At 51.2% G+C, this 25,698-nt stretch carries 25 protein-coding genes, 2 tRNA genes and 1 pseudogene; 17 read left to right on the plus strand and 11 right to left on the minus strand.

Annotation, left to right across the window (positions count from 1 at the left end):
- Positions 1–29 precede the first annotated feature (29 nt).
- The 3 genes from A8990_RS14275 (at position 30) to A8990_RS14285 (ending at position 2,314) form a co-directional block, all read left to right on the plus strand.
- A complete protein-coding gene (locus tag A8990_RS14275; RefSeq protein WP_116189710.1) occupies positions 30–1,055 on the plus strand; it encodes a carbohydrate-binding family 9-like protein in 1,026 nt (341 codons plus the stop codon).
- Positions 1,056–1,089: 34 nt separating this feature from the next.
- Entirely contained in the window at positions 1,090–2,127 is a 1,038-nt protein-coding gene (locus tag A8990_RS14280) for a glycoside hydrolase family 18 protein (protein ID WP_116189752.1), read from the plus strand.
- Between the two features lie 100 nt (positions 2,128–2,227).
- Positions 2,228–2,314 (plus strand) — tRNA-Leu (locus A8990_RS14285).
- 371 nt (positions 2,315–2,685) lie between these two features.
- Here the strand turns inward: A8990_RS14285 and A8990_RS14295 are convergent.
- The 3 genes from A8990_RS14295 to A8990_RS14305 all read right to left on the minus strand — a co-directional run bounded on the left by A8990_RS14295 (position 2,686) and on the right by A8990_RS14305 (position 4,250).
- The gene (locus A8990_RS14295) at positions 2,686–3,321 is read right to left on the minus strand and encodes a response regulator (RefSeq protein ID WP_116189712.1); all 636 of its coding nucleotides are present in this window, start codon (positions 3,319–3,321) and stop codon (positions 2,686–2,688) included.
- Positions 3,322–3,468: 147 nt separating this feature from the next.
- Positions 3,469–3,789 (minus strand): hypothetical protein, encoded by a 321-nt coding sequence (locus tag A8990_RS14300; protein ID WP_245996018.1) that lies wholly within the window; start codon positions 3,787–3,789, stop codon positions 3,469–3,471.
- A 92-nt stretch (positions 3,790–3,881) separates the two neighbouring features.
- Positions 3,882–4,250 (minus strand): winged helix-turn-helix transcriptional regulator, encoded by a 369-nt coding sequence (locus A8990_RS14305; RefSeq protein ID WP_116189714.1) that lies wholly within the window; start codon positions 4,248–4,250, stop codon positions 3,882–3,884.
- Positions 4,251–4,404: 154 nt separating this feature from the next.
- On the opposite strand from A8990_RS14305, the gene A8990_RS14310 reads away from it, so the two are divergent.
- The 6 genes from A8990_RS14310 to A8990_RS14335 all read left to right on the plus strand — a co-directional run bounded on the left by A8990_RS14310 (position 4,405) and on the right by A8990_RS14335 (position 7,739).
- Positions 4,405–4,758, plus strand: a complete 354-nt coding sequence (locus tag A8990_RS14310; protein WP_116189715.1) for a DoxX family protein — start codon at positions 4,405–4,407, stop codon at positions 4,756–4,758.
- 15 nt (positions 4,759–4,773) lie between these two features.
- The gene (locus A8990_RS14315) at positions 4,774–5,541 is read left to right on the plus strand and encodes a DODA-type extradiol aromatic ring-opening family dioxygenase (RefSeq protein WP_116189716.1); all 768 of its coding nucleotides are present in this window, start codon (positions 4,774–4,776) and stop codon (positions 5,539–5,541) included.
- 101 nt (positions 5,542–5,642) lie between these two features.
- A tRNA-Leu gene (locus A8990_RS14320) sits at positions 5,643–5,726 on the plus strand.
- Positions 5,727–5,822: 96 nt separating this feature from the next.
- Positions 5,823–6,212 carry a hypothetical protein gene (locus A8990_RS14325; protein ID WP_116189717.1) on the plus strand — a complete coding sequence of 130 codons (390 nt, stop codon included), beginning with the start codon at positions 5,823–5,825 and terminating at the stop codon, positions 6,210–6,212.
- A 118-nt stretch (positions 6,213–6,330) separates the two neighbouring features.
- Complete coding sequence (locus A8990_RS14330; RefSeq protein WP_220376810.1) at positions 6,331–7,248, plus strand: glycoside hydrolase family 43 protein; 918 nt, start codon at positions 6,331–6,333, stop codon at positions 7,246–7,248.
- Between the two features lie 158 nt (positions 7,249–7,406).
- Positions 7,407–7,739 carry a cobalamin-dependent protein gene (locus A8990_RS14335; RefSeq protein ID WP_342772841.1) on the plus strand — a complete coding sequence of 111 codons (333 nt, stop codon included), beginning with the start codon at positions 7,407–7,409 and terminating at the stop codon, positions 7,737–7,739.
- Positions 7,740–8,101: 362 nt separating this feature from the next.
- On the opposite strand, the pseudogene feoB reads toward A8990_RS14335, so the two are convergent.
- A pseudogene (gene feoB, locus A8990_RS14345) lies at positions 8,102–9,022 on the minus strand (ferrous iron transport protein B); the annotation flags it as partial.
- Positions 9,023–9,163: 141 nt separating this feature from the next.
- Between feoB and A8990_RS14350 the strand changes: the two are divergent.
- On the plus strand, positions 9,164–9,997 hold the full coding sequence (locus A8990_RS14350; RefSeq protein ID WP_425463905.1) for a divergent polysaccharide deacetylase family protein: 834 nt from the start codon (positions 9,164–9,166) through the stop codon (positions 9,995–9,997).
- On the opposite strand, the gene A8990_RS14355 is transcribed toward A8990_RS14350, so the two are convergent.
- Positions 9,965–10,741, minus strand: coding sequence for an N-acetylmuramoyl-L-alanine amidase family protein (locus A8990_RS14355; protein ID WP_245996020.1), 777 nt, complete (start codon positions 10,739–10,741; stop codon positions 9,965–9,967). The two genes, A8990_RS14350 and A8990_RS14355, sit on opposite strands and share 33 nt — an antisense overlap.
- A gap of 133 nt (positions 10,742–10,874) precedes the next feature.
- Between A8990_RS14355 and A8990_RS14360 the strand changes: the two genes are divergently transcribed.
- On the plus strand, positions 10,875–11,066 hold the full coding sequence (locus A8990_RS14360) for a YqzE family protein (protein WP_116189721.1): 192 nt from the start codon (positions 10,875–10,877) through the stop codon (positions 11,064–11,066).
- A gap of 19 nt (positions 11,067–11,085) precedes the next feature.
- Here the strand turns inward: A8990_RS14360 and A8990_RS14365 are convergent, their stop codons facing one another.
- The 4 genes from A8990_RS14365 to A8990_RS14380 all read right to left on the minus strand — a co-directional run bounded on the left by A8990_RS14365 (position 11,086) and on the right by A8990_RS14380 (position 15,960).
- A complete protein-coding gene (locus A8990_RS14365) occupies positions 11,086–12,015 on the minus strand; it encodes a hypothetical protein (RefSeq protein WP_147306812.1) in 930 nt (309 codons plus the stop codon).
- A gap of 193 nt (positions 12,016–12,208) precedes the next feature.
- On the minus strand, positions 12,209–13,204 hold the full coding sequence (locus tag A8990_RS14370) for a YqhG family protein (RefSeq protein ID WP_116189723.1): 996 nt from the start codon (positions 13,202–13,204) through the stop codon (positions 12,209–12,211).
- A complete protein-coding gene (locus A8990_RS14375) occupies positions 13,201–15,000 on the minus strand; it encodes a DEAD/DEAH box helicase (protein WP_116189724.1) in 1,800 nt (599 codons plus the stop codon). Before A8990_RS14375 ends, A8990_RS14370 begins: the two co-directional genes overlap by 4 nt.
- 171 nt (positions 15,001–15,171) lie before the next feature.
- Complete coding sequence (locus tag A8990_RS14380) at positions 15,172–15,960, minus strand: hypothetical protein (RefSeq protein WP_116189725.1); 789 nt, start codon at positions 15,958–15,960, stop codon at positions 15,172–15,174.
- A gap of 197 nt (positions 15,961–16,157) precedes the next feature.
- On the opposite strand from A8990_RS14380, the gene A8990_RS14385 reads away from it, so the two are divergent.
- Positions 16,158–16,601, plus strand: coding sequence for a DUF1284 domain-containing protein (locus A8990_RS14385; RefSeq protein ID WP_116189726.1), 444 nt, complete (start codon positions 16,158–16,160; stop codon positions 16,599–16,601).
- Here the strand turns inward: A8990_RS14385 and A8990_RS14390 are convergent.
- Complete coding sequence (locus A8990_RS14390) at positions 16,598–17,503, minus strand: LysR family transcriptional regulator (protein ID WP_116189755.1); 906 nt, start codon at positions 17,501–17,503, stop codon at positions 16,598–16,600. The two genes, A8990_RS14385 and A8990_RS14390, sit on opposite strands and share 4 nt — an antisense overlap.
- A 123-nt stretch (positions 17,504–17,626) precedes the next feature.
- Here A8990_RS14390 and A8990_RS14395 point away from each other — a divergent pair, with 123 nt between their 5' ends.
- The 4 genes from A8990_RS14395 (at position 17,627) to A8990_RS14410 (ending at position 23,152) form a co-directional block, all read left to right on the plus strand.
- A complete protein-coding gene (locus A8990_RS14395; RefSeq protein WP_116189727.1) occupies positions 17,627–18,910 on the plus strand; it encodes an adenylosuccinate synthase in 1,284 nt (427 codons plus the stop codon).
- Positions 18,911–19,132: 222 nt separating this feature from the next.
- Entirely contained in the window at positions 19,133–19,999 is an 867-nt protein-coding gene (locus A8990_RS14400; RefSeq protein ID WP_116189728.1) for a cation diffusion facilitator family transporter, read from the plus strand.
- Between the two features lie 156 nt (positions 20,000–20,155).
- Positions 20,156–21,295: a stalk domain-containing protein gene (locus A8990_RS14405; protein WP_147306813.1), complete on the plus strand. Its 1,140-nt coding sequence runs from the start codon at positions 20,156–20,158 to the stop codon at positions 21,293–21,295.
- Between the two features lie 183 nt (positions 21,296–21,478).
- Complete coding sequence (locus A8990_RS14410; RefSeq protein WP_116189730.1) at positions 21,479–23,152, plus strand: hypothetical protein; 1,674 nt, start codon at positions 21,479–21,481, stop codon at positions 23,150–23,152.
- Between the two features lie 85 nt (positions 23,153–23,237).
- Here A8990_RS14410 and A8990_RS14415 read toward each other — a convergent pair whose 3' ends face one another.
- Positions 23,238–24,068: an AraC family transcriptional regulator gene (locus A8990_RS14415; protein WP_116189731.1), complete on the minus strand. Its 831-nt coding sequence runs from the start codon at positions 24,066–24,068 to the stop codon at positions 23,238–23,240.
- A 191-nt stretch (positions 24,069–24,259) separates the two neighbouring features.
- On the opposite strand from A8990_RS14415, the gene A8990_RS14420 reads away from it, so the two are divergent.
- Positions 24,260–25,660 (plus strand): HEAT repeat domain-containing protein, encoded by a 1,401-nt coding sequence (locus tag A8990_RS14420; protein WP_116189732.1) that lies wholly within the window; start codon positions 24,260–24,262, stop codon positions 25,658–25,660.
- Positions 25,661–25,698: the final 38 nt, after the last annotated feature.

Here is a 25,698-nt window from a genome sequence, read left to right on the forward strand (position 1 = left end):
TGATATATCTAATTGGGAGAGAATCGAACATGAACGTTAGCAGAGTACCTGAGCCAGCCGTCTTGTCCTATGCGCCGGAGCATTACATATGCCGCAGGGCTGCTTGCGCTCTGGAGCTCGACGGCAGGCTGGATAAGCCGTTCTGGGCGCATGCGCAATGGACGGAAGACTTCGTAGACATCGAAGGTGATGCAAGGCCGCTGCCAGCCAAGCAGACACGTGTCAAAATGCTATGGGATGATGAGTATTTCTATTTCGGCGCAGAGCTGATGGAGAACGAAATTTGGGCGACGCTTACCGAGCGCGACTCTGTCATTTTCTACGATAACGACTTCGAGATCTTCATCGATCCAGACGGCGATTCGCATCAATACTACGAGTTTGAGATTAACGCTCTGAATACGGTATGGGATCTGCTGCTCGTTAAACCTTACCGTGATGGAGGACCTCCGGTTGATGCTTGGGATATTGCAGGCTTGAAGACAGCGGTACACATTGATGGGGAGCTGAACAATCCGAATGCGGATAACCGCAGCTGGAGCATCGAGGTAGCAATCCCTTGGAAGAGCTTGCTGGAGTGCGCGAATGACCGGAAGCGTCCGTCGATCGGACAGTTCTGGCGCGTTAATTTTTCCAGGGTCGAATGGCAAGTGGAAGTGAAGGATGGCCGTTATGTGAAGGTCGTTAATCCTGCTACAGGCAAGCCGTATCCGGAAGACAACTGGGTATGGTCGCCGCAGGGGATTATTAATATGCATTACCCAGAGCTATGGGGCTACGTTGTTTTTGGCGATGACAAGACTACGGATACATTTACGCTGCCGCCGGATGAGCTTGTGAAATGGGAATTACGGCGTCTGTATTACCGCCAGCGCAATTATTACGCCGAGCATGGCCATTACACGATGGACCCGGCATTGTTAATGGGGGACGAGGGTTGGACAATTCAACCGCGCATTGAAATTACGAGTCGCCTGTTCCAAATTTCCGCGGCATCCGTAGACGCTCAAAGCACTTATCATATCGGGCAAGACGGGAAGCTGTGGCAGGAGTAACGGTTCAATACATGCAATGATGGAGGAGATCAGGTTGAAATCGAGTTATATCAAAGCTGGCTATGTCGGAGATACATGGCTGCCTAAAGTAAGAGAAGAAGATGCACGTAAGCTTACGCACATGAATATCGCATTCGGACATGTCGTGAACGACGGCATCAGTATCGCTCATTTGAAGCATTTGGACAGTCTTCAGACGTTGAAGCAATACAACCCTGACCTCGTCATACTGCTCTCTGTTGGCGGCTGGAGTGCCGGAGGTTTCTCCGAAGCTGCATCAACAGCGGAAGGCCGCAAACGGATGGCGGATACGGCTGTGGCGATTCTGCGTGAGTATCCGATTGACGGGATCGATCTGGACTGGGAGTATCCTTGCTATGGCGTTGCGTGTATTGGGGCGAGCCCGGATGATCGCGTCAACTTTACATTGCTGCTTAAGGAGCTCCGAGACGCTTTCGATCTCCTTGGGTCTGAAACTGGCCGCCACTACTTATTAACGATCGCGGCTGGCGCGGACCAATACTATATCGACGGCACGGAAATGGATCAGGTGCATCGCTATCTGGACTTCATTCAACTGATGACGTACGATATGCGCGGCGGATTCCAGACTTTGACTGGGCATCATACGAATCTGCATGCGTCGACCGGCGATCTGTTCCGTATCAGCGTGGAAGCGTCGGTTCGCTTGTTCAGAAATGCAGGCGTACCGAAGGAGAAAATCGTCATTGGCGCCGCGTTCTATTCGCGGATGTGGAAGCAAGTGCCGAACGTCCATCATGGCTTGCATCAGATGGCCGGAACAACTGGCGGCTACGGCCCGGATTATACGAAGCTGGTGAACGAGTTCATCGGGAAGAACGGGTACATCCGCTACTGGGATGACGAGGCGAAGGCGCCATACTTATTCGATGGCGAGAATTTTATTACGTACGATGACGAAGAATCGATGAAGCATAAAGCTGATTTTGTCATTCGGGAAGGGCTCGCGGGAATCATGTTCTGGGAGTATTGCTGCGACACGACTTACCAGCTGCTAGATGCGATTCATCAAGGGTTTGAAGCTGGCTAAGAAAAAAAAATCAAAAAATAAATTGCATAGGTTGACTTGTCCAAGACGGTTATGGTATATTAATTTTCGTTGCTTCACTTGAAGCGACAAACTGCCAGATGCGGTCGTGGCGGAATTGGCAGACGCGCTAGATTCAGGTTCTAGTGGTGTAACAGCCGTGGAGGTTCGAGTCCTCTCGACCGCACCATCTTCTACAAGCACAACCCTTCGATAATCATCGAAGGTTTTTTTTTTTGCTTATTTGGACTTGTAGTCCATCACACTTACAGTGCTTAAGAGCAGCTTGTGATCTCGATAGTAGCTCAGTATGTTTTGGATTTGGTTCTCCGTTAATTCGATGCCAACCGGAAGTAATTTAACCCCTGAGCGGTTAATTACCGGACTCAAGAGCACCATGCCAGGCTTAAGTTCCTCATATAGAATCTTTTTCTCAACGAGTACATACTCCGATGCAACGATTTGCTCCAACGCTCCAACAAGCATAGGCGGATAAGGGGATCGCTCTTCTTGATCCTCTCCAGCGCTTGATTAGGCGCAAAGCCCTGATACAAATACGATTCAAACATAATGAGCATGTTCAGAATGAACTGACCCGGAACGGTGATATCCGATAGATCTTGCTGTAATTTTGCTGGATGAATAAGTTGATTGCGGATGATGCCTGCCGATGGAGAGAAGCTGCATCATCTTCTCCGCAGTTAATCTCATTTGGTTGACGTGGCGAACAAGGACGGGATATTTGCTGGTCAACAAATCGTTGATAATCTCAATGACGCCATTCATCGTTTGGGATAAGAGCGATTGAACTTCAGCTTTGGAACGTTGAAGCCGCAAGTGAACGCCTATCCTCGCCAGAACCTCTTCGGCTTGGTACGGCTTCGTAATATAATCGGCTCCGCCCGTTTTGAAGGCGTGAACGATGTCGCTGGTGTTGGAGAGTGCGCTTATAAACAGAATAGGGATTTCGGCTAGAGCGGGGATGTTCTTGAGAGAATGGCAAACGGCAAAGCCATCTATACCCGGCATCATAATGTCCAGAAGGACCATATTGATCCGCTGGGTCGAAGCGATATGCAATGCTTTAGATCCGTTATCCGTAATCATTACGCGATAATGCGGCGCGAGAATATCGTTCAGCATCGCATTATGCAGATGGCTATCATCGACAATGAGTATCGTGTCTAGTTGCTCCAAAGTATGTCCACCTCAACGATTCCATTTATTAGTGTAATTATTAAATTGACGATAAAACGTGTAAAGTTAATAAAAATAAACTGCTTTTTAAATTTACTTAATCGTGAAACCTTTCGATATTTCGAAGGGTGTTGTGAGCATCAATAATCAATCACAATTTTTCGAGTGTTTCGAAACATATTTTTTTCTTCTGCTTAACGAGATTCCTCCGAAGCCACTGATGACCGCAATGTAAAATCCGGCATCATACCACCAGCCGATGTTATGAATCTCGTATACTCGGATGTGATGTTTGAAAATACCGATTATCAGTGATATCGGTGCGACCCAGCCATGCCAGATGCCCCAGAAGAAGCCTGCGGGACGGCTTGCGGTGTTGACGCCATCACCTGGGACGCAGCTCGTCAGCGTCATGGTAATCGCAAGGAGCATAACCATTATTAGCAGCAATCTGAATTTCTTCATCATAGATCCCTCCCGTTCTATATTAGGAATCTATTCATCCATGTCACGAAAAAGGACGACCTCTTGCACATCAAGTGCTGGAGATCGTCCTTTTGTTATCCTTCGATGTTGCTCGCAGCTTCGTTCAGTGGCTGTTCTTCGCCATATAGTGTGCTCAGATGATTGAGATGCGCCTTCCCCCAATCGTTCATGGCCATCAGAACAGGCGTCAGCCCTTTGCCATGCTCGGTCATGGAATACTCCACTTTCGGCGGTATTTGCTGATAGATTTCACGATGCACAATATCATGATATTCGAGCTCTCTAAGCTGTGCCGTCAGCATTTTTTTCGTAATCTCCGGCATGGCGCGCTGCAGCTCGCTGAATCGCATCGTACCGTTTGAGAAGAGATGATACATGATGGTAGGCTTCCACTTGCCGCCTAAAATCTCGAGCACTGTCGTAAACTCACAATTCGCAGACATCAGATTTCTCCTTAGGTATCTTTTTGTATACTATGTCACTTTAAAGAAACTACTTCTCAATAAATGCCCTAGGGGATATTAGACAACCATAACAAGGTCCATTCAATTGCTGGTGACAGTTGTTAAAAACAAATTAGATAAGGGGAGAATGAGGATGAATATTGCACTTTGGATTATTCAAGGTGTATTGGCACTAGCGTTCCTGATGGGCGGTATGATGAAAGCATTTCAGGTGGAGAAGGTGAAGTCGAGCATGCCTTGGGCACAAGATTACTCCAAGGGAATGATTAATTTCATCGGCTGGTCGGAGCTGCTTGGCGCGATTGGACTTATTGTACCGTTCGCGGCAGACGTAGCGCCTGTTCTGACTTCGATTGCAGCCATTGCCCTGGCAGTTGTCATGGTGCTGGCAGCTGGCGTACATGCGAAGCGCAAAGAGAATCAAGCTGTCTTCATGAACGTCATCTTTATTGTGCTTCTCGTAATCGTTGCGATTGGCCGCTGGTAAGAGGGAGGGCTGAATTTGATTTCACCTGTATTTCTGGCGCATGGATCGCCAATGACGATATTTGAGCAGTCTGAATTTACCGCTTTTCTTAACCGCTATGGCAAAGAGAACCGTCCGAAAGCTATCGTTATCTTCTCTGCCCATTTCGAGAGCGAGATTACGACCATTGCCTCTACGGACGACGTCCATGAGATGGTCTATGACTACTACGGCTTCCCGCAGTCGTACTATCAGGTGCAATATCCGGCGAGAGGCTCGTCGATCGTCGCGAATATGGTAGAAGAGAGGCTGCGGAGTCACAACATTCCGGTTCAGCAGAAATATCGCGGTCTTGACCACGGTGTCTTCCCGATTATGATGCATGCCTACCCGGAAGCGGATATCCCGATCGTACCTGTATCGGTTAATCCCTACTTGCCCGCAAGTCAGCAAATCGCAATCGGCGAAGCGCTGCAAGGGCTTGAGAAGGAAGGAATTCTTGTCATCGGCAGCGGCTTCCTGACGCATAACTTTAACGAGATCGATCGTGCAGGAGATGCCCCGCCGCGGCAGTGGGCTGTGGAATTCAGAGATTGGATTCGCGAAAAGGTGCTGGCACGAGATATCGAAGCATTAAGCCGGTATGAGACGCTCGCTCCGCATGCAAGACGCGGTGTGCCAAGGGCGGAGCATTTTGCACCATTGCTGATTGCGCTTGGTGCGAATACGCTAGGGAATGAAATTCGTGTACTATACGACACGATTGAACATGGTTCATTAAGCACGCTATGCGTGCAGTTCTAGTTCAATAAATTTTTTTGCTGAAGTGTTGACTTATTGTTAACACGCATGGTATATTAATTCTCGCCGCTTCTGAAGAAATGAAGAAGCTGGTTACGAGATATGCGGTCATGGCGGAATTGGCAGACGCGCTAGATTCAGGTTCTAGTGTCAGCAATGACGTGGAGGTTCGAGTCCTCTTGACCGCATTTACCTTAACAGTACAACCCTTCGATTGAGTTCGAAGGGTTTTTTTATAACTTTCAATTTTGCCCGGCTTTATTTCGGATAGGAGAGCTTTCAACATGCCAAAGCAGGTTCTTGTTACTGCAATTGCTGTACTCTTTTTCATTATTGCAGGAATCATGCTAATCAACTTATATACTACGCCGATCAATCCGAGTGTATTGGGAGTCAAAGAGGTAACGACAACTGATCAATCCATCACGTTAAAGGGTATCGTGTTAGTTGAAAGTGCGACAAGCTATAAAGGTTATAAGCTCGGCTATGAAGACAACATGCTTTACATCAAATTTAAAAAGGGCTTTCTTGTCAGCAACTTGAAGCCTAAACCAATTGCCGATCAGATTTCCATTGAAAATAAGTACCACGGGTTAAAAGCAATCTACCTGCAAGGAGATTCGACTGAGGATAGCCGAATGATTTGGCCGCAGAACTCTACTTTGCGTCAGTAATGTCGCAATTACATACTCTAATGTCGCAGCCTTCGAATTGATGATTCGAAGGTTTTTTTGATATAATTGCGTCCATATGTTGGTTCTACCAAAGGGAGAGGATACTGTGACTGAGAGCATGCTTAAGCGAACATCAGGCAATCCGATTTTTCCAGGCTGGTATGCAGACCCGGAAGCTAGAATATTTGAGAACAAGTATTGGATCTACCCGACGTATTCGGCACCTTATGAAGAACAGACCCATTTCGACGCGTTCTATTCGACGGACTTGATCGAATGGACCAAGGTAGACCGCATCCTGGAGATGAGCGGCATCTCGTGGGCTTGGCGAGCGATGTGGGCACCTTCGCCGATCGAACGCAATGGCAAATACTATTATTATTTTGCAGCGAATGATATTCAAAGTGATGAAGAATTAGGCGGCATTGGCGTCGCAGTTGCTGACCGGCCGGAAGGTCCATACCGCGATGCGATCGGCAAACCGCTCATCGATAAGTTCCATCACGGCGCGCAGCCCATCGATCCGCATGTCTTTATTGACGATGATGGAAGCGCATACTTGTATTATGGCGGCTGGGGACATTGCAATGTGGTGAAGCTGAACGAGGATATGATTAGCCTCGGCACTTTTGATGATGGCGAGACGTTCAAATCGGTGACACCGGAGCAGTTCGTGGAAGGGCCATGCATGATCAAGCGCAAAGGCTTCTACTACTTCATGTGGGCGGAAGGCGGCTGGGGCGTGCCGGATTACTCGGTTGCGTATGCCAAAGCATCTTCGCCGATCGGTCCGTTCGAGCGTGTCGGCAAAATCCTCCAGCAGAACCCGGATGTGGCAACAAGCGCTGGCCATCACGGCATGATTCAAGTGCCTGGCACGGATGAGTGGATTATCGTCTATCATCGCCGGCCGCTGACTGAGACGGATCGGAATCACCGTGTCGTCTGCTTGGATCGGATGGTTTTCGAAGAGGATGGGAGCATTCGTCCAGTTCAATTGACGTTCGAAGGAGTTAGCGCACGACCGATCGAATGAGAGTAAGGGGAATAAATAGGTAATGGTGTCCCGAAGGTGTTGAAGATGGCAACGGGACACCTCATTCTTGATCCAATCGGTTTATTATCGCTCAACCTTAGGGAACCAAGGGAAAAACCGATTCGTTTCTTTCTTATACCGCTGGTACGACGGATTATCTGCATAACGCCGGTCATCATTTGGGACTGATGTCATTCAGCCTTTTCCTTCGCAAACGCGGTGCAGACGTATTGTACCTGGGACCGGATACGCCGCTTGCGGATTTGGAGAGGATAATCGACCGCCATAAAGTATCTTTCATAGCTGCCTCCGTTACGGACGTCCGCTATGCGGACAGGCTCATTGCATGGATTGATGCGATCTCACGAAGTCATCCTAAGCTGCGTTTTATCCTCGGCGGAGCGGCATTTGACAAGATTGAGAAACGCATAGTTAAACCGAACCTGCGTTACTTGCCATATGACGAATGGGACGACTGGCAGAACATTTGAAGAATCCCGCTGAAATCGCCAAAGAAGCATCTGGACAGGATGCTTCTTTGGCTTGTTTATTGTCTTAAGGGTTCGAGCCGGCCATTATAATAGTCGATTGCGATCCACTAAATCCTGCCGAAGGCTGTGCTTCGCCGGGCAATGAAATAGTCTGTCGTTTAATTGTGCAATTTTATGTTATTTATCGTTATCGGTTGTCGACGGGGGCTGACGTAGCCGTGCATGTAGTTCTAAGAGAACATGCTGCACATTTTCCTTGGCGCGTTTTTCCAATATAACGGTACAGAGACCACGTCGAATAGCCGAAGATGCCGATGCCGACGATGATACTAAACAGCATAGCGGTTCACCATCCCAGAAAATTAATGAAATCCAAGCAGAAGCCCTGTGCGATAAATAATAAAAGCTATGATATAAGCTGTGACAAGCGCATAGCCAACAGAGAACAACGTCCATTTTCGAGAAGCGGTCTCGGTATGGATGACGCCGACCGTAGCAAGTCACGGCACGTAAAGCAGAATGAAGGTCATGAAGCTGTAGGCCTGCAACGGGGTGAAGAAGTGCGTAATCGCCCCCTCAAGGCCTGAAGATGTCGGTGCAGCGTAAATGATTCCCATGGTCGAAACGACGACTTCCTTGGCAAGGAAACCCGTAATAAGCGCAGCTCCGGCTTGCCAATTGCCAAAGCCCAACGGCGAGAACACCGGCGACAGCAAGGAGCCAATGGTTTGGAGGAAGCTCTCATCCATCGGCACGTTCCAACCGTGGATACCGGTATAGCCAAGCAGCCAGATCGCAACCGAACCCCCGAAAATGAAAGTGCCTGCCTTTCGCACGAATCCTTTTCCTTTCTCCCATGTGCTGCGGGATAAAGCTCGCCACTGGGGTATGCGATATGGCGGAAGCTCCACTATGAACATGGATGCCTCTTCCTTAGCAAGCGTAAAGGAGAAGATCTTGGCCGGAATTAATGAGACCACGATCCCGAGAACGTATAAGGACAGCACAATAATGGCCTGGTTTGATTGAAAGAAAGTGCCGACGAATAAGCTGTATACCGACAGTCGAGCAGAACATGACATAAGCGGCGTGAGCAAAATGGTCAGCAGCCGTTCTTTCGGCTGTTCGATCGTTCGCGCAGCCATGATGCCGGGAACGTTGCAGCCGAAGCCGATAATCATCGGAATAAAGGCCTTGCCGTTCAACCCGACCCCTTCAAGCAGCTTATCCATAACAGCGGCAATTCTGGCCATATAGCCAGAATCCTCAATGTAATTCAATATGCACGTAGGGAAGAAGGGGATCAGCGATGATGCTCATCTTTTTTTGACCCAAGAGCATGACTGAAATACATAAATTTTCCTATACACACAAACAATGAAGGAGTGTGAGCATTTTACGAAAAAGAGAGGAATATGTGCAAAATGAGCCAAATGAAGCGGATAAAATGGACAGGCTTGTGCGCCTTGATGACTGCAATTACACTGCTTTTGCCGCTTGAAGGAGGCATTGCATCGGCATCCGTGACTGCGGATAAACAAAGCGAAGTAAAGAGCAATCGTCAGGTCGCCATTGTTATCGACGATTTCGGTAATAATCAGACGGGAACGCCAGAGATGATGGACCTCCCGGTTCATATTACAGTGGCGGTCATGCCGTTCTTGCCGACGACGAAGCAGGATGCGGAGCTCGCACATAAGCTCGGCCACGACGTAATCGTCCATATGCCGATGGAGCCGGTGCGCGGTAAGCCGGAATGGCTTGGCCCCGGTGCCATCACAACGGCGATGAGCGACGTGGAGATCCGCAAACGCGTCGAAGAAGCGATTCAAGCTGTGCCGCATGCTGTCGGGATGAACAATCATATGGGCTCCAAGGTAACGGCAGACGAACGGGTCATGCGCGTCGTGCTGTCCGTTGTGAAGCAGCATGGCATGTTCTTCCTCGATAGCCGCACAACGTACAAGACGGTTCTGCCGAAGCTGACTGCCGAGCTTGGCGTGCCGCTCTTGTCGAATCAAGTGTTTCTCGACGACGTGTATACGGCGAATCATGTCTCGAAGCAGGTGGGAATCATGCGCAGGTATCTCGAGAGCCATGACAGTTGCATCACGATCGGGCATGTCGGTCCTCCAGGCAAAATTACGGCAGCCGTTCTGAAGGCGAGCATCCCGGGCATGAAGTCGAATACCACATTTGTCACGTTATCGCAGATGATCGTTCCGTCAGCGGAGAAGGATATAATTCCGCACTCCTGAGTGGATGGCTTCGGCAAGCTGCACCTGTTTGCGCGGATCGGTCAGCATCTCGCGGTCACCTTCATGGCTGAGAAAGCCCAGCTCGACGATAACGGCAGGCTGCTTAACGACATTGAGCAGATAGAAGGGCCGGCCGACACGCGGAAGCGCGCGCGTATTCTGTTTGCGGTTCAGCGCATCCTGGATGCAGAACGCGAGCAGTGCGCTTTCGCCTTCATTCTGATGAAGCACGAGCGGTCCGTGCTCAGTCTTGTCCGGCGCCCAATTGACATGAATGCTGACGAGAATTCGCGTCTCGATTTCTTTGGTCAATTGGCTGCGCTGCGACAAATCGCGCCGATGCCGGGATCCGGCAGGATTCCACCGGTTGTCATCGCTCAGCGCATAATCGGCGTCACGGTTAAGGATAGCGCGAATACCGCTTGCTTGCAGGAGCAGATACAGCTTCTTGGCAACCGCCAAGTTGATATCCTTCTCGAGGACTTCTTCATGATGCGCACCGCCGTCAATCCCGCCATGTCCTACATCAATAAGCACTTCCGCACTTGGCAGTGCTCGATGGTAATCCGGCGGCTGCGAACTAGTTCGAGCGGCAGCGGTATGCTTGACAGGCGCATCGAGCGGATATGCTGCAGCACGCTGTGCCGGCTGTCCAGAACCGGAACTGATGATGAGCACCGTACAGAGTGGAAGAATGAGTCGCCGTTTAATTGCACAGCGAATGAGATCAAATGACATGGACATGCCATACCTCCAGTTCCAAAAGACTTATGGTTAGCGTGGCACAGTCCAAGGAAACTCATTCATGTTTGAAAGGAATGATTAGCGGAGACACTGTAGATAAGCAATTTATAAGGGAAAAGGAGATGCAACCGCAATGGCTGTCGAGAAACCGGAAGATTACATCAAATTCATTACAGGCAAAGCGATTAACTTCATCGATACGCCGCTTGATACACACCGTGAAAACCGCAAAAAAGCCAAAGCTGTAAGAGAGCCTTGGCTGACGCGCTGGTTCGGTATTGGCGGATTAGGCGTTATGCAATGGATTAAATCGCCTCGGGAATAAGTACGCCGCCTTCATAGTGTTACCTGTAGAAATGGCCGAGGGAATTCATGGTTGTCATCGGAATAAAGCGCGATCCTTCATAATCCACTTCAACGAAGACAGATGGTGCGGCCGTGCCAATCGAGGAGCCGCTATTCCAGCGATGATAACCAATTGCCGGGTACACGAAGAGCACGGTTTTGCGATACAGCTCTGCGGTATACCGGATTTGACTCATTTTATCCAGATATTCGGGCAAGTGCAGCCGAACCTGATCGAACGATAGAGGTGACTTGGTCAGCCATGGCATCCGTTCATACGGATCGAAGCATTGATTGACATGTGCTTGCGCTACCGTAGTGAGCGGCACGGTTGGTGACTTAAGCTTCGCGGCAGCGGCGGCAGCAGCGACCTGCTCGTCCCACATTTTATCGTTCACAGGCAGTGCTTCACCGTTCCAAGCATCTAAATAGTAAGTTTCGCCAGCTGCAGTTGTCCATTTCCAGACTGCGAGCACGGGCGAGAGGTAAAGCCGTTCCAGATGGAGCGGCTTTTTCATGGCTTCAGTGAATGAAGTAATCAGGCCTTGGCGGATGAGGGAACGATAAAGCGTGTTCGGATCGAAGGCGGGGTGATCTCCGGCTCCGTATTCCCCAAGCTCAAAACCGCCGTTTACGGTTGCATTCACAATCATATAGCCAACAGGCTTACGGTTCACTTGGAAGGTGACCAGCCAACCATGCGTGCCTGGGCCAATCGGTACAATTACAGGAGAGGCATTCTTCCACGCCTCGAATTGAGGCTGCTTCGACAACGTGTCTGACCACAGCTTCACTTGCTGCTCAAGCTTCGACTTCACTTCCGCAGGGGCGGAAATCGTATTCAATATGGCAGCGGCAGAGACTTCATTGGTCATCAAGAAGAAAGCGGAGACTAATAGGGCCAACATGAGGATACGGCGACATAGCAATGTGCATCACCTGCTGCTTCCTTAAGATTTGACTTTCTTAGCAAAGATTCGTTCCTGACACCGTCATTGTAACGAAATGGCGCGAAAAAGGGTGTAGGAACCTGTCAGGCCGACTGGACAAGCATCATTCTATTTTTGCCGGATCATTGGGTCATACCGCCGTTCTTGTCGCTTCATGAAGTCTCGCGCTAGTTTATCCGATACCTTGCAGGTAGAAAATGCCGCAATTAATGGCGGAAGCCGTAACGCGAGGCTCGTACTGCCACTTGATCTCTTCTTGGCGGCGCTCGAATTGCTCCGCAATTTGCGGCTTATTCTCTTCTTCTGCAGATTCCAGCAGCGGCTGATAGTAATGGTTGATCGTTTCGAGCTCTTCATTCAGCCGTTTCGAGGCAGCAGCTGCCCAAGAATAGTCGTAGGTACGCAGCTTGCGTTCGAGCGTCTGCTCTGCAATCGCTGCTGCTTTGGTAAGCGTAAATGCGTTCTTCGCGGTGTGCACGTTTGGCGGCAGCTTGGGTGTCATCCGATATTGCAGCAGCCGATCGTGGAACTGTTCGATGCATTGTCCAGTTGCAAGAGAGACGCCGAAGGAGTGGAATTCTTCTCGCTTCATGTCGCAGGCGAACTCGACCTTCATATTAACGCCCAGCCACGCGCTGTAAGCGGTTGAGTCAAGCGGGTGATTGCTGCGCTTATCCGGCTCTTGGAACAGGCAGAGATAGCTCCCGCCTTGCCGGGAGGATTCGAACAGCTGATTCAGCCGTCTGGAGCCAAAATATAGATCTTCCCGCGGTACGCGAATATTCGTATTGAGCGTGCCGTGAATGTAGCCGAAGGAGCGGCCGAGTGCAGCTTCTGCGGCGTTTGCCGTTCCCGAAGCCCCGCTGCCAGCAGCAGCTGCTCCAGCAGCGCCACCGCCGGCCGATGAATCCTTCTGCTGAGCGTTAGCCGCCGCCGCAGCGGTCTGATTATCATATTTCTGCTTGTCCGTGACGAGCAGCAGCGACATCGTCTCGGGCTCAGCGCCCGTGCGATCGACGAAGCTCCAATAATAAGGGCGGTTCGTCAAATCGCGGTCGGCCTTCGGAGACAGCTTCACATGGAAGTGGGCTGGCGACTTTTCGACAATATGGCATCCGGTTGCATCCAGGTACCGCTGTACGAATTTCTGTATCTGGCGTTCGTTCATGGTCTCACCTCAATCGTTTGCCCGACGGCGTTCATTATCGAGTTGATGGCGCTCATCTCGTCCTCTTCGAACTCCACTTCATCGCGAATACGGCTGAGCGAATTGCCGAGATCGTCAATTTGCTTGCGCAGCAGGTCGCCGTTGCCGCCAGTCTCCAGCATGAGCCGGGCAAGCCGCTGCTCCAGCGATTCGTTCTTCTCGAACCGTTCCAGAATATGATCCAGCTCGCCGATGACAAGCTCGAACAGATTGATTTTCTCATGCAGCAGGCTGACGATATGCTCTTCGATGGTTCCGATCGTGCACAGATTATAAATCCGTACATCGCTCGTTTGGCCTAGCCGGTGAACCCGTCCGATCCGCTGCTCTACCCGCATCGGATTCCATGGCAGGTCAAAGTTGATCATATTCGAGCAGAATTGCAGATTGATGCCTTCGCCGCCTGCTTCGGTCGCGATAAGCACTTGCGCACGGCCGCGGAATAAGTCCATCATCCAGTCTTTCTTGCCCCGATTCATGCCCCCGCGGTAGGGCACCGCCACCATGTTGTTCGCACGGAAGTAATTCAGCAGATACTCCTGCGTCGCCCGATATTCCGTGAAAATAATAACTTTGTCGTTCATCTCGCGGACGAGCTCCATCGCTTTCTCCGCTTTCGTATTGGACGTAATCGAGCGGATGACTTCGACGAGCTCCCATATCTTCGCGCGAAGCGGGGAGTCCTCAGCCGTTTTCTTGAACATGTTGACGAGCGTGACGAATACGGCATCGCGGCTGCTGCATACCTCGCGCTGCAAGGTTACGAGCGACAGCAGGCTCGACCAATCGCCATCCGATTCACCTGCGCGTTCGCGGACGAACTTCGTCACCGCATCATAAAGCGCTTGCTCTTCCGTCGAGAGATTAAGCGGAATATTCTTCACGATCCGTTTCGTGAAGTGGATGTCGCCATCGCTTCGGCGGTTGCGAATCATAACGGAGGACAGCGCTTCATGCAGCTGCTCTTCGTTCTTCGGCATCCGCTTGTCGACGACGAAGTTCGCAGCGAATTCATTTTGCCCGCCGAGCTGGCCTGGCTTGAGCAGCGTAATGAGGTTATACAGCTCGTCCAAATCGTTTTGCACCGGCGTTGCGGTCAGGAGGAGGCAATATTTCTTGCGCAGCTGGTTGACGAACTGATAGTTTGTCGTCTTCTTGTTCTTCAGCTTATGCGCCTCATCGATAATGAGCATGTCATAGTCCTGCGCGAGCAAGCGATCTCTGTGCGGATCGCGCTTCGCCGTGTCCATTGAAGCGACGACGACATCGTTCGCCCAGGAGTGTTCCTTCTTCTGCGCAACGGCGGATATGCCGAACTTTCCGTTCAGCTCGCGCACCCATTGCAGCACGAGGGAGGCGGGCACGAGAATAAGCGCTTTTCTCACTAAACCTCGCACCATATATTCTTTCAACACAAGACCGGCTTCGATCGTCTTGCCCAGACCAACCTCATCGGCAAGAATCGCCCGTCCGCTCATCTCGTGCAGTACTTTGCGCGCTGTCGAGATTTGATGCGTCATCGGCTCGAAGGAAGGGAGACTGCGCAAACATTGCAAATCATCGAAGCTTCCAATAAGCTTCGACTGCTCTGCTTCGACTGCCAGCTGGTACATCGTCCAATCATCCCATGGGCCGTTGCGGTCAACTCGGTCCTGCAAATTGTGGAGCCAGGTGCGGTCGAATTGTAAATCTACGCTCGGATGCAGCTTGCGTTTAACGGCCGGAGCCTCTTTAACGGGGTCGTTTGTCGGTTGCATAATGCTAATCGGACTCCTTTCTGTGACCAGGCGAAGCTTAAGAAGAGCTTGACCTATCTAGTAGTATGGCCCTTTAGCATGCATTTCATAAGGAAGCGGGGAGATTGAGGGAGGTACAACGAAAAAAGACCCTCATGATGAGGGTCTTTCTCGCATTCAGCAGCGATTCAGTTATAGCTTCTGAAGCTTCGAAGGGTTGTTGATCTTATAGCGGACAGGGTGCTTGGTCAGCTTCTTCTCAACGATTTTGCACTCGAACGTGAGTGTTTGTCCGATTTCAAGCTCCAGCTTCTTGAGCGTCGCACTGTAGCTGGACCACGCTTCGCCAAGCTCGATGGCAGGCTCGGCGATGGAAGCTGCTTCATAAATAATGACTTCGTCTTCCTCTTCAGTGAAGTTGTTCGGCACTGTCGTGAATTCTTTGACCGTCGCCGTCATTTTCACTTTCTCCACAGGCAGCTGAAGCTTCGGCGCTTTCTCTTTCTTCGGTGCTTTCTTCTTGGGCTCCGCTGCCGCAGGCGCTTCTACCGCAACTGCGGATTCTACCGAAGCATCGGCTTCAGCCGCCGCAGCCGCTGCATGAACAGCGGCCGTCTCCGCAGTTTCAACTGCCGCAACAGCCGCTGCCGGAGCGTCTTGCGCAGCATTCTCTTGCTCGCCGCTAGACTCTTCAGCTGCAACTGCTTGCCTCGCACCGAAGCTAGAGGTTTGCATTTCCTTCAGGTAGGAAGGGTGAATGCAGTGCTGTTGCTTATTATCGAACTCGAGTACCGCAGTCATTTTATCGACATAGCCGACAATGGAGCAGGTCGTGTTAAGGCCGCCGCCTTTGTAAGCGAAATGTTTGGTCTTCGAAGCTTTCTCAGATAGTAAGCCCCATTCTTTACATTGCTGAATTTGCTCGTCTTCGCTATCGAAGGGAATGTAAGTGCTGGGCGCGATCATGAACGTATGTACCATAATTTCTCCGCCTTTCGATATAGATACAACTCCCAGTTTACCATGTTTTGCGCTGTGGATATACGTTTTTGGCTTTCAAGCTGCCGCGCTAGAGCACGAAATTATGCCATAGCCGACCCTTCACGTGTTATGCTATTAGAAAGTCTTGCATGAGATCTAAACCTAGATGACGACTTGAATGAAGGAGGCGACACAGCATGGCGAACCGAGAAATCCGGCTTCGAGGACATCATCTGCTCTGTCTGCTCGGGTTCCGGGGGATGGGTTACTCTGCTGCGTTTTCGGCCAATATGCGAGAAGTGTATAACGAGCTGCGCGACGAGCCTCAGACGCTCGTATCGATCATTGGCGGCCCCGACGACCTGTGCGCATGCTTCCCGAAGGATGCCGAGCAGCACTGCGAGAATCGGTCCGTATATGAGCATGACAAGCGCATTCTAGAAAAGCTCGGCTTCGCAGCGGGCATGACCTTACCGTGGGCGGACGTCACCCTCCGCGTTCGCGATCGTATGCAGCCGGAAGACATCAACACCCTCTGCTACACATGCGAATGGCGCTCTTACGGTGTCTGCGAAGCAGGAGTTCGTACGATCAAGAAAGGCTCCCCTTTGCCGCCCTTGCCGCCATTATCGCATCTTTAATCTTCCGTCAGCGGGAGCAACGCCATGAACCGCTTCGATGCTGAGGACAGTGGGACGCCGCGTAGGGCGGCGATGCCAATATACCGCTCGGGTATCGCGGGTGCGAGCGGGATTTCTACCAGCTCGCCGCGAGCGAGCTCCTGCTCCACGTAATTGCGCGTCACGAAAGCAAGCCCAAAGCCGCTTACCGCAAATTGAACGAGCAGATCCAAGCTGCCGAGCTCAAGCTCCGGCTGCAGCTGCACGCCATGAGCAGCTGCATAACGGTCAAGAAATTGCCGCGTGCTGCCGCCTGGCTCCAGCATAATAAGCGGATACGCTTGCAGCTGTTCCAGTCCAAGCGGCTGATGCTGCAGCTTTTGAACCAGCTCAGTATATGTTTTGCCGCCAACGAGGCAGTCCTGCTGAGGCAAGCTGCGCTTGATATCGATTTTCCGATCCTCCGCGGGCATGTTGACGATCCCGATATCCATCTTGCCTTCTCGAAGCAGATGCAGTGTCTCCGGCGTTGTCTGGTTCGTCACCTGAATGCGGATATTCGGATACTGATGATGGAACTGCTCCAGATAGGGAAGCAGAAAATGTTTGCACAGCGTATCGCCAGCCCCAATCTTGATCTCCCCGCTCTCGAGATTGCGCATCTCCGCAATCCGTTTCTCGCCCGACTCGAACAAGCTGAATGCCTGCTCTACATATTGCAGCAATACTTCGCCTTCTGACGTTAACGAAACCCCTTTGGCTGAACGGAAGAACAGTGGTCCGCCAAGCGCCTGCTCCAGCTGCTTCAACGTATGGCTAATCGCAGGCTGTGTAATATGCAGCTGTTCAGCAGCCCGTGATAGGCTGCCTGTTCGGGCTGTCCAATAAAAGCTCCGATACCACTCCATGTTAATCTCATTCATGCTCATTGTATTACCTCATTTTATAGGTGATATTATTTATATCAATTATTCTAATGCCTCTGTCAGCTATTATAATCAACCTTGCAAGTCTAGTCACGAACAAGGTACAGGAGGCGATTCGATATGGCAGTAACGGCAATCGTAGGAGCGAATTGGGGCGATGAGGGGAAAGGCAAAATGACGGATGTGCTTGCGGCGGACTCTTCATTCGTCGTGCGGTATCAAGGCGGCAGCAACGCGGGGCATACGATCATTAACGAGTACGGCAAGTTTGCGCTTCATATGCTGCCTTCTGGCGTATTTTATCCGCATGTGACGAATGTGATAGGGCCTGGTACGGCGCTGGATCTTGAAGCATTCCTGCAAGAGCTTGAGGCATTGGAGGCACGCGGAGTGCCGAAACCGAATGTCATGATTTCCGAGCGGACGCAGCTTGTGATGCCTTATCATCGGTTGTTCGATCAGCTGGAAGAAGAGCGGCTCGGTGCGGCAAGCTTTGGCTCTACACGTCGCGGCATTGCGCCATTCTATGCGGATAAATATGCGAAGCTGGGTATTCAGGCAGCTGATCTGCTCAATCCAATCAGACTTCGCAGCCGGCTAACACAGTCACTTGCGGCTAAGAATGTACTGCTTGAACATCTATATGGAACGTCTCCGATTGATATTGAAGAGTTGCTCGCTCAGCTGAACGTTTATGGAGCGAAGCTTGAGCCCTATCTCGCGAATACGACGGAGCTATTGAACGCCGCTATCAAGAACGGTGCGCAAATCCTTGTTGAAGGCCAGCTAGGGGCGCTTCGTGACCCCGATCATGGAATCTATCCATATTCGACATCTTCCTCCACACTTGCAGGCTTTGCTCCAGTCGGAGCTGGAATTCCGGCAAGCAGCATCGAGAATGTCATCGCAGTTGTAAAAGCTTACTCAAGCTGCGTAGGCGCAGGTCCATTCGTCTCTGAAATAAGCGGAGAAGAAGCCGATGAGCTTCGCCGTAGAGGTGGAGATGCGGGTGAGTTCGGCGCCACGACCGGACGGCCGAGACGAATGGGGTGGTTCGACGCGGTTGCAACCGGGTACGGCTGCATGGTTCAAGGAGCTACGGAAGTCGCATTAACGAACCTCGATGTGCTCGGTTATTTGGAGACCATTCCCGTTTGCAGCGCATACCGGCTGGCAGGCGGTTCGACAATTACGAGAGAATTCCCAGTGAACGCTAGGCTAGAAGGGGCGACTCCTGTTCTGGAGGAATTGCCAGGCTGGAGCTGCGACATCAGCAGTATTCGCAATTTCGACGAGCTTCCGCCTAATGCAATTGCATACGTGGAATGGATCGAGCAAGCGATCGGCGTACGAATTCGTTCCATTTCCGTTGGACCTCGTCGGGATCAACTTATCCAGCGCTAACAGGTGAGAGTAGAGCATACGCAACAACAAATAGGCGGCAGGTTCGTTCGCGAAAGGCGGAAGAACCTGTTTTTTTGCTGCCATCTCGGGTAAGCTTAGGATGATTTGATTTCAGCTGGTATAAAGTGTAAGATCACCGTATTATGAACGATGGTGTAAGTAACGGAAGTAACGGAAGGAACGGGGAGAGACTTCGTGGGTAGTAAAGCATCAATTGTGGCAATGTGGATCTCTCTGCTGAGCAATGTGCTGCTGACAGGACTGAAGCTCATCGTCGGCTTCGTTTTTAACAGCCAGGTTCTTATCGCAGATGGAATTCACAGTGCTGGCGACATCATTGCGACCGCCACCGCTTACAGCTCGATGCGTGTCTCAGGGAAGCCGCCGGATGAAGATCATCCGTACGGACACGGGAAAGCAGAAGTGATCGGCGCAGGCGTCGTGGCGTTCATCCTGATCGCAGCAGCGCTCTATATGGGCTACCACGCCGTGCATGCATTCTTTGAGCCGCCGTCAGAAGCGCATCTTATTGCACTCGGTGCAGCGATCATCTCTTTGATTGCGAAGCAAATTCTCTATATCTACACGCTTCGGCTTAGCAAGGCGACGAACAGCAAGGCGATGTTGGCAACCGCATACGATCACCTGGCCGACGTGTATGCATCATTGGCAGCAACGATCGGTATCTTCCTTGGCTGGATTGGCGAGCGGAACGGTATTAGCTGGCTCAGCTACGGCGATCCGGCAGCAGGTGTCGTCGTGTCTCTGTTAGTGCTGAAGCTCGGTTACGAGATGGCGCGCGAGACGATGGATGTGCTGATGGACAAGAGTCTCGATCCGGACAAAATCGAGGACATTACGGAGCATTTGCGCGAAGTGCCTGAAGTGAAGCGGATCGATCGGCTGCGGGCAAGGGAGCATGGCCACTATGTGCTCGTCGATGCGCGTGTCGCTGTCCTGGGGACGCTGACGATCCAGGAAGGGCATGATATCATTCGCAAAATCAAACAGAAGCTGATGGATGCCCATCCCGAGGTGGACGAAGTGCTCGTACACTTAAATCCGTGGTACGAGGACGATCAGCAATAGCGGGGAAAGCCGGTTCGGACCAACGTCCAAGCCGGCTTTTTGTCGAAATTTGAAATTTTAATTTTAAGATGCAACCTTTTCCATAGGGTCGTCGTCAGTAAGCGTGTAAGACAGTTTAACCTACAAAACTACGAACGTACTCGAGAGGAGAAATTGATGATGAACAAGAAGAAAGTGATTATAGTAGCGACACTCGCTGGGCTTATGGCGACGACAGCTGCAGTTGAAGCATCCGGTTTTATGAAAAAGGTACAAGGTTTGCTGCGCAGCGATGTAACGGTAACGGTGAATGGTGAGCAAACATCTATGAAGCCTGTCTTTATCAATGGCCAAGCCTATCTTCCGGCGAAGAGCGAAGCGGCTGCACTCGGCTACGACGTTACTTATAACGCGAGAGATAAGCGTCTTGAACTGAATACGCACGAAGAGGGACCAGGGCAAGGGGAGCAGGATCTCATGCGCATGCAAGGCATTATCGAGACGGTAACGACTGGCTCGGACGGTTCGACGATCATCACGGTGCTTGGCAGAGGCTCGAGCAACTGGATGGTGCTGACTATCGATAAGGATACCGTACTTACGGACAGCGACGGCAAGAAACTGGATCCGAAATCGCTCAAGCCAGGCCAAGATATCCAAGAGGCGCAATATGGCCCGATCGTAGCGATGAGCTACCCAGGTCAATCCCATGCGGTGAAAGTTATCGTTGGCTCCGATCATCTTGTGAAGGATGCAGTCATCCAATCCGTGAAGAAGACGGATGACGGCTGGCAAGTAACGGTGAACAACAGTGCGAACGGCGAGTCGGCAACAGCCGTTGTTCTGAACTCGGGTAAAGAAACGCAGGTCGTTGACCAAGAGCGTCAACCGCTTGAATTCTCGCAGCTGAAGGCAGGCATGAAGGTTCGCGCTTATTACGGCCCAATCATGACGAAGAGCCTTCCGCCAATCAGCCCGCTGTTCTATCTGGTTGCAGACACAACGACAGCTGCGACGCTTTCACCAGAGCAAGTGAAAGAGTTCCAGACGCTGAGCTGGAACAAGCTGACTGACGACCAGAAGAGCCATCTGAAGTCGAAGAAGGATGAGGCGGAAGTGACGCTTACTGGCGCAGCTGATTCCGGTATCCTGACGAGCACGGATGAGCAGAAGAAAGCACTTGCTGACCTGCAAGCAAAAGGCGGCCATATCGTCATCGTCTCTTACTCGACGGACCAAGACGCACTTCTCGGACCTTTGTCCCTCGGCTTCGATAGCGAAACAAAGACATTCCTGGGCTTCCGCGCTCGCAGATAACAAATTAGTAACTAATGAAGTAACTAACTAAGAAGATGAAGAAGGATTGTCTCACAGCTGTCAGTGGTTGTGCAGGCAATCCTTCTTTTTTGCGTGTAAATGAAAACGATGATTGCCAATCTTTGGGTTTGCCGGATAGAATGAGGGATATGCCATTTTATTACATGTTAGTGAGGTGAATCCATGCCAACCACGATCCAACGTATTTGGAAATACCGTCTGCACTACTTGATCGTAATGCCGGCTCTGCTGCTTCTTTTTATTTTCAAAGGTATCCCGTTCATTGAAATGATCTATAGCGCCTTCGTTGATTACCAGTTTATGCGCGGGTTATGGAGCAGCGAGTGGGTGGGGCTTGAGAACTTCCGGGCTCTATTCCATAATCCGGCGTTCGGTTCCGTTCTGCGCAATACGCTCATCATGAAGCTTGGCTATACGCTCATAAGTGGCATTACGGCTATTATTGCGGCTCTCGCGCTCAGCTGTATAAAGAGTCGCAAATATCGCAGCGGGCTGGCAGCGTTGTTCCTTGCGCCGTATTTCATCCCATCGGTCTTATTCGCCTATCTCGTCATGGTTATCCTATCGCCGACTCATTCCCCATTTGGCAGCATTCATACGCTGGTGTTAGCCAAGCCGGAATGGTTTCGGATCTTGTTTATTGCAATAGAAGTGATCAAGACTTGCGGCATTCCGATCATGCTCGCGTTGGCGGCAATCGGCGCTGCACAGTCAGCGATGGAGCAAGGGCTGATCCCGGACCGGTCCAGCTTCAGCGGAAGACATGTGATTCCTGCACTGCAAGCCGTCGGCGCTTTCATGCTCATGCAGCTATCTTCCGTGCTTTCACAGGACCAAGAGCTTCTGCGGACGCTCGTTAATCCGCTTGTCTTCCAGACGGGGGACGCGCTCAGCACCTACTCGTTCCGGCTTATCTATGAGAATCTAGAGGTGAATCTGGCAGGACCTCTCGGACTGTTTTCGCTGTTTGTCCAATTAGCTGGCACGCTGCTCGCCTATTTCATTCTCCGGCGGACATTCGCGAGGACGGTATTCGCACCTGCAGCAACTTCGTCAGCCATTCAGCCGAATCGGCGCTACAACGTGGCAGGCATCGTGATCGGTACATTGCTTGCCCTTGTCGTCGCTTTCGTTCTCTACATGTTCTTCGTATATCCGTTCACTGCCAGACCTGCCCCAGGACCTGGACTCGGGACGTTGCTCTCGGTGAGCAATTATGCGCGATACTTGCTGCTCGACCTCGCAGCGGTTATCCCATTCATGCTTATCACGGTGACACTTGCTTTTCCGCTCACCATCAAGGATTTTCCAGGCAGAGGGTTGTATAAGCTGCTCCTGCTCGTTCTGCTCGTCGCAGGGAACGGAACGTTCTATGAATTTGTCTTCTTCAAAGACTTACATATGCTCAATACGGTCTTCCCGATGGTTATATCCGGTTTCTTCTCGATTCTGCCAATCTTCATTCTGAAAAGCATCGCGAGCAGTCGAATGGTGCTAAGCGGAGATGCAGAGGGGAAAGGCGAACTCCATAAGTTTTTCTACATCTATCTGCCCGTATGCTGGCGACCGCTGCTCGCACTAGGTGCGCTTCATTTCGTTCTGCAGTGGAATTCAGTAATGCTGCCTATAACAATCCTGAGTAACCCGTCGATGTTCCCGCCGCTGCAGCAATTTATGATGGCCTACCAATCCGGTATTGGAATGCCTAATGCATACAGCCCTGCCGTACTCTTGCAGTTTGGGGCTATCATCATGCTGCCGTCGTTAGTAGTGCTGCTGGCATTCCGCAAATGGCTGACAGCTGATGTGCTGACTTCACAAGTGCGGAATTTGTAACCATAAAGCAGAAAGGGCTCTACATTCAGAAGCAGCGGCAATGCTGCTTGAGATGTAGTAGCCCTTTTTGGTGTGTGTATGGTCTTTACGTGTTATTCGCCCGATATTCCGTCGGACTCTGTCCGGCTTCCTTGCGGAAAAACTTCGCGAAATGGTTCGTTTCCTTGAATCCGATCTGATCGGCGATCTCCTTGATGCTGAGCGTCGTCGTCGTCAGGAGGATGCGCGCTTTGTCCGCCCGTTTGCGGCTCACATATTTAAGCGGAGGCACGCCGAAATGCTTCTTGAAATACGCGATAAAATAGTTCGGATGCAAGTGCGCCGCCTTCGCCATATCCTCAATCTTCAAGCTGTCCTCGAGGTGGCTGTCGATATACTCTTGGATGAACTGAATTCGCTTCATATCCTCGGAACGGTGCTGCAGGATCGTAATCGGCACATGCTCCAGATAACGCGCGATAATCTCGAGCATGATCGACTTCTCGCGCAGCCGCGAGATCAGCGACGGGTTCGAATGTAAGCTGACGAGCAGCTTGAACAGCGCGGTCATCTCTTCTTGATCGGCACTCGTAATTCGGAGCGGCACGCCAATCCATTGGAACAGGTCGAAGGGACCGATCGTTGCGGTGAAGTGGCACCAATACTTCAAGAATGGCTTTTTGCCCGGCAGGTATGAATACGACTGCTGCGTGAAAGCGGGCATGAGGCACAGCTCGCCGGGAACGGGATACATCTCCTTGCCGTCCACTTTCAAATAGCCTTCGCCATCCACGATATAGTAGAGCTTGTTGTACTCGGGCACGTAGTCCAGATCCCGCCAGTCTGTCGTCACCTGCGTCTTCATCGCGTGACTGACGTCGACCTGCAGAGCTTGCAGCAGTTCCATTAAGGCGGAAGCTTCGCGTTTGTTCTTCATGGGCTTCAATTCTCCTACTATTGCGTCTAGCCTGTAATCGTTTTCTCTATCATAGTGCATTTTGGGAGAGCGCGATACCGCTACCTTAACTTTAGCACTTTCATTCTTATTCTTATCCATTGGAAACGCTCTATGACAATCCTATAATCGAGACATGAACGAAGCGCATATAGGGAGGATGAACAATTAATATGACAACTGCACAACCGTTATTGCTGACTGACGAGCAAATGAAACAATTTATTACGAATGGATTCCTCATTCTGAAGACGGACTTCTCGCGTGAATTTCACGCGCGTTTGGTAGAACAGCTCAACAGCATTTATGACACAGAAGGCAACCCGGGCAACAATATTTTACCGCGGATCCGGGAACTGCAGCGGGTATTCGAAAATCCGGTCATCACTGGCGCGCTCACAAGCGTGCTTGGACCAAACTATTTACTGCACACGCACCGTCACGGCCATTACAATTCCGTTCCGAAGCCGGGCGGCTGGCATAAGGACAGCTACTGGGGCTATGACCGCCTCCGCAACCATCACCCATGGTGGGCGATGATCATGTACTTCCCGCAAGACACGCCGCTTGAGCTCGGACCGACTGGCGTCATGCCGGGAACGCAGTATCAAGACAAGCGTAATTTCGTATCGGACGAAAATGCAGAGGAAGCGACGGCGAAAGGTGAAGCGGGTACATTTGCACTCATCCATTATGATATCTGGCATCGTTCGACGCCGAACCTGCTTGGTCAGCCGCGCTTCATGCTGAAGTTCGAGTTCATGCGGACGCAATTCCCGACTGCGCCATCCTGGGATAACAAAGTGAGCAGCTGGCAGGAAATCGCTGACGGCTCGGAGCTGAACAGCCAGATCGGCGAAGAAGTGTGGAACTGGATGTCTGGCCGTACGGCAGCGACTGCGAATACGGCATCAGGCGATGCAGATGAGGTTGCTGCGCTGCTTGCACGTGTGACCGCAACGGATCGGGAGCCAGATGCGCAAGCTGCAGCATATGATCTCGCAAGAAGAGGCGAAGCAGGTGTGAACGCACTGCTGGAAGCGATTCGCAGCGAGAACAAATACGTGTCTCGTACCGCTGCATATGGCCTCTCGGCAGCGGGTGCAGGTGCAGTCGAAGGGCTGAAAGCACTTCTGGCGGATAATAGCGAACGTACTGTGAATCATGCGCTGTTTGCACTGTCCGAGCTGCGTGACCTAGCCGATAGCGCAATTCCTGCCGTAACTGGTCTGCTTGATCATCCATCCGAGGTTGTTCGCCGTACAGCGATTGAAGCGCTCGGCATTATGAGCAGCGATGCAAATGCGGTTGTGCCAGGTCTCATTAAGGGCTTGAAGGACGAAGACACGCAAGTCCGTTTCACATCGGGCCTATCGATCGTCCGTGTCGGTTCAGCTGCTTCCGAAGCCGTACCGGCTCTCGCTGAAGTGCTCGATGATGAGAACCGTTACGTGCGCGGACATGCGCTCGAAGCGCTTCGCTACATCGGTACGAAGGAAGCGCACGAAGTGCTGATCCAAGAGCTGTTCAATGCGCGCTGGTGCTCGGATACGACGCCTGCAAGCACGTTCTAATAAACGAAAAAGCCTTCGAAACTGCGCAGGTAGCATTG

Source organism: Paenibacillus taihuensis, assembly GCF_003386535.1.
GTDB lineage: Bacteria > Bacillota > Bacilli > Paenibacillales > Paenibacillaceae > Paenibacillus_Z > Paenibacillus_Z taihuensis.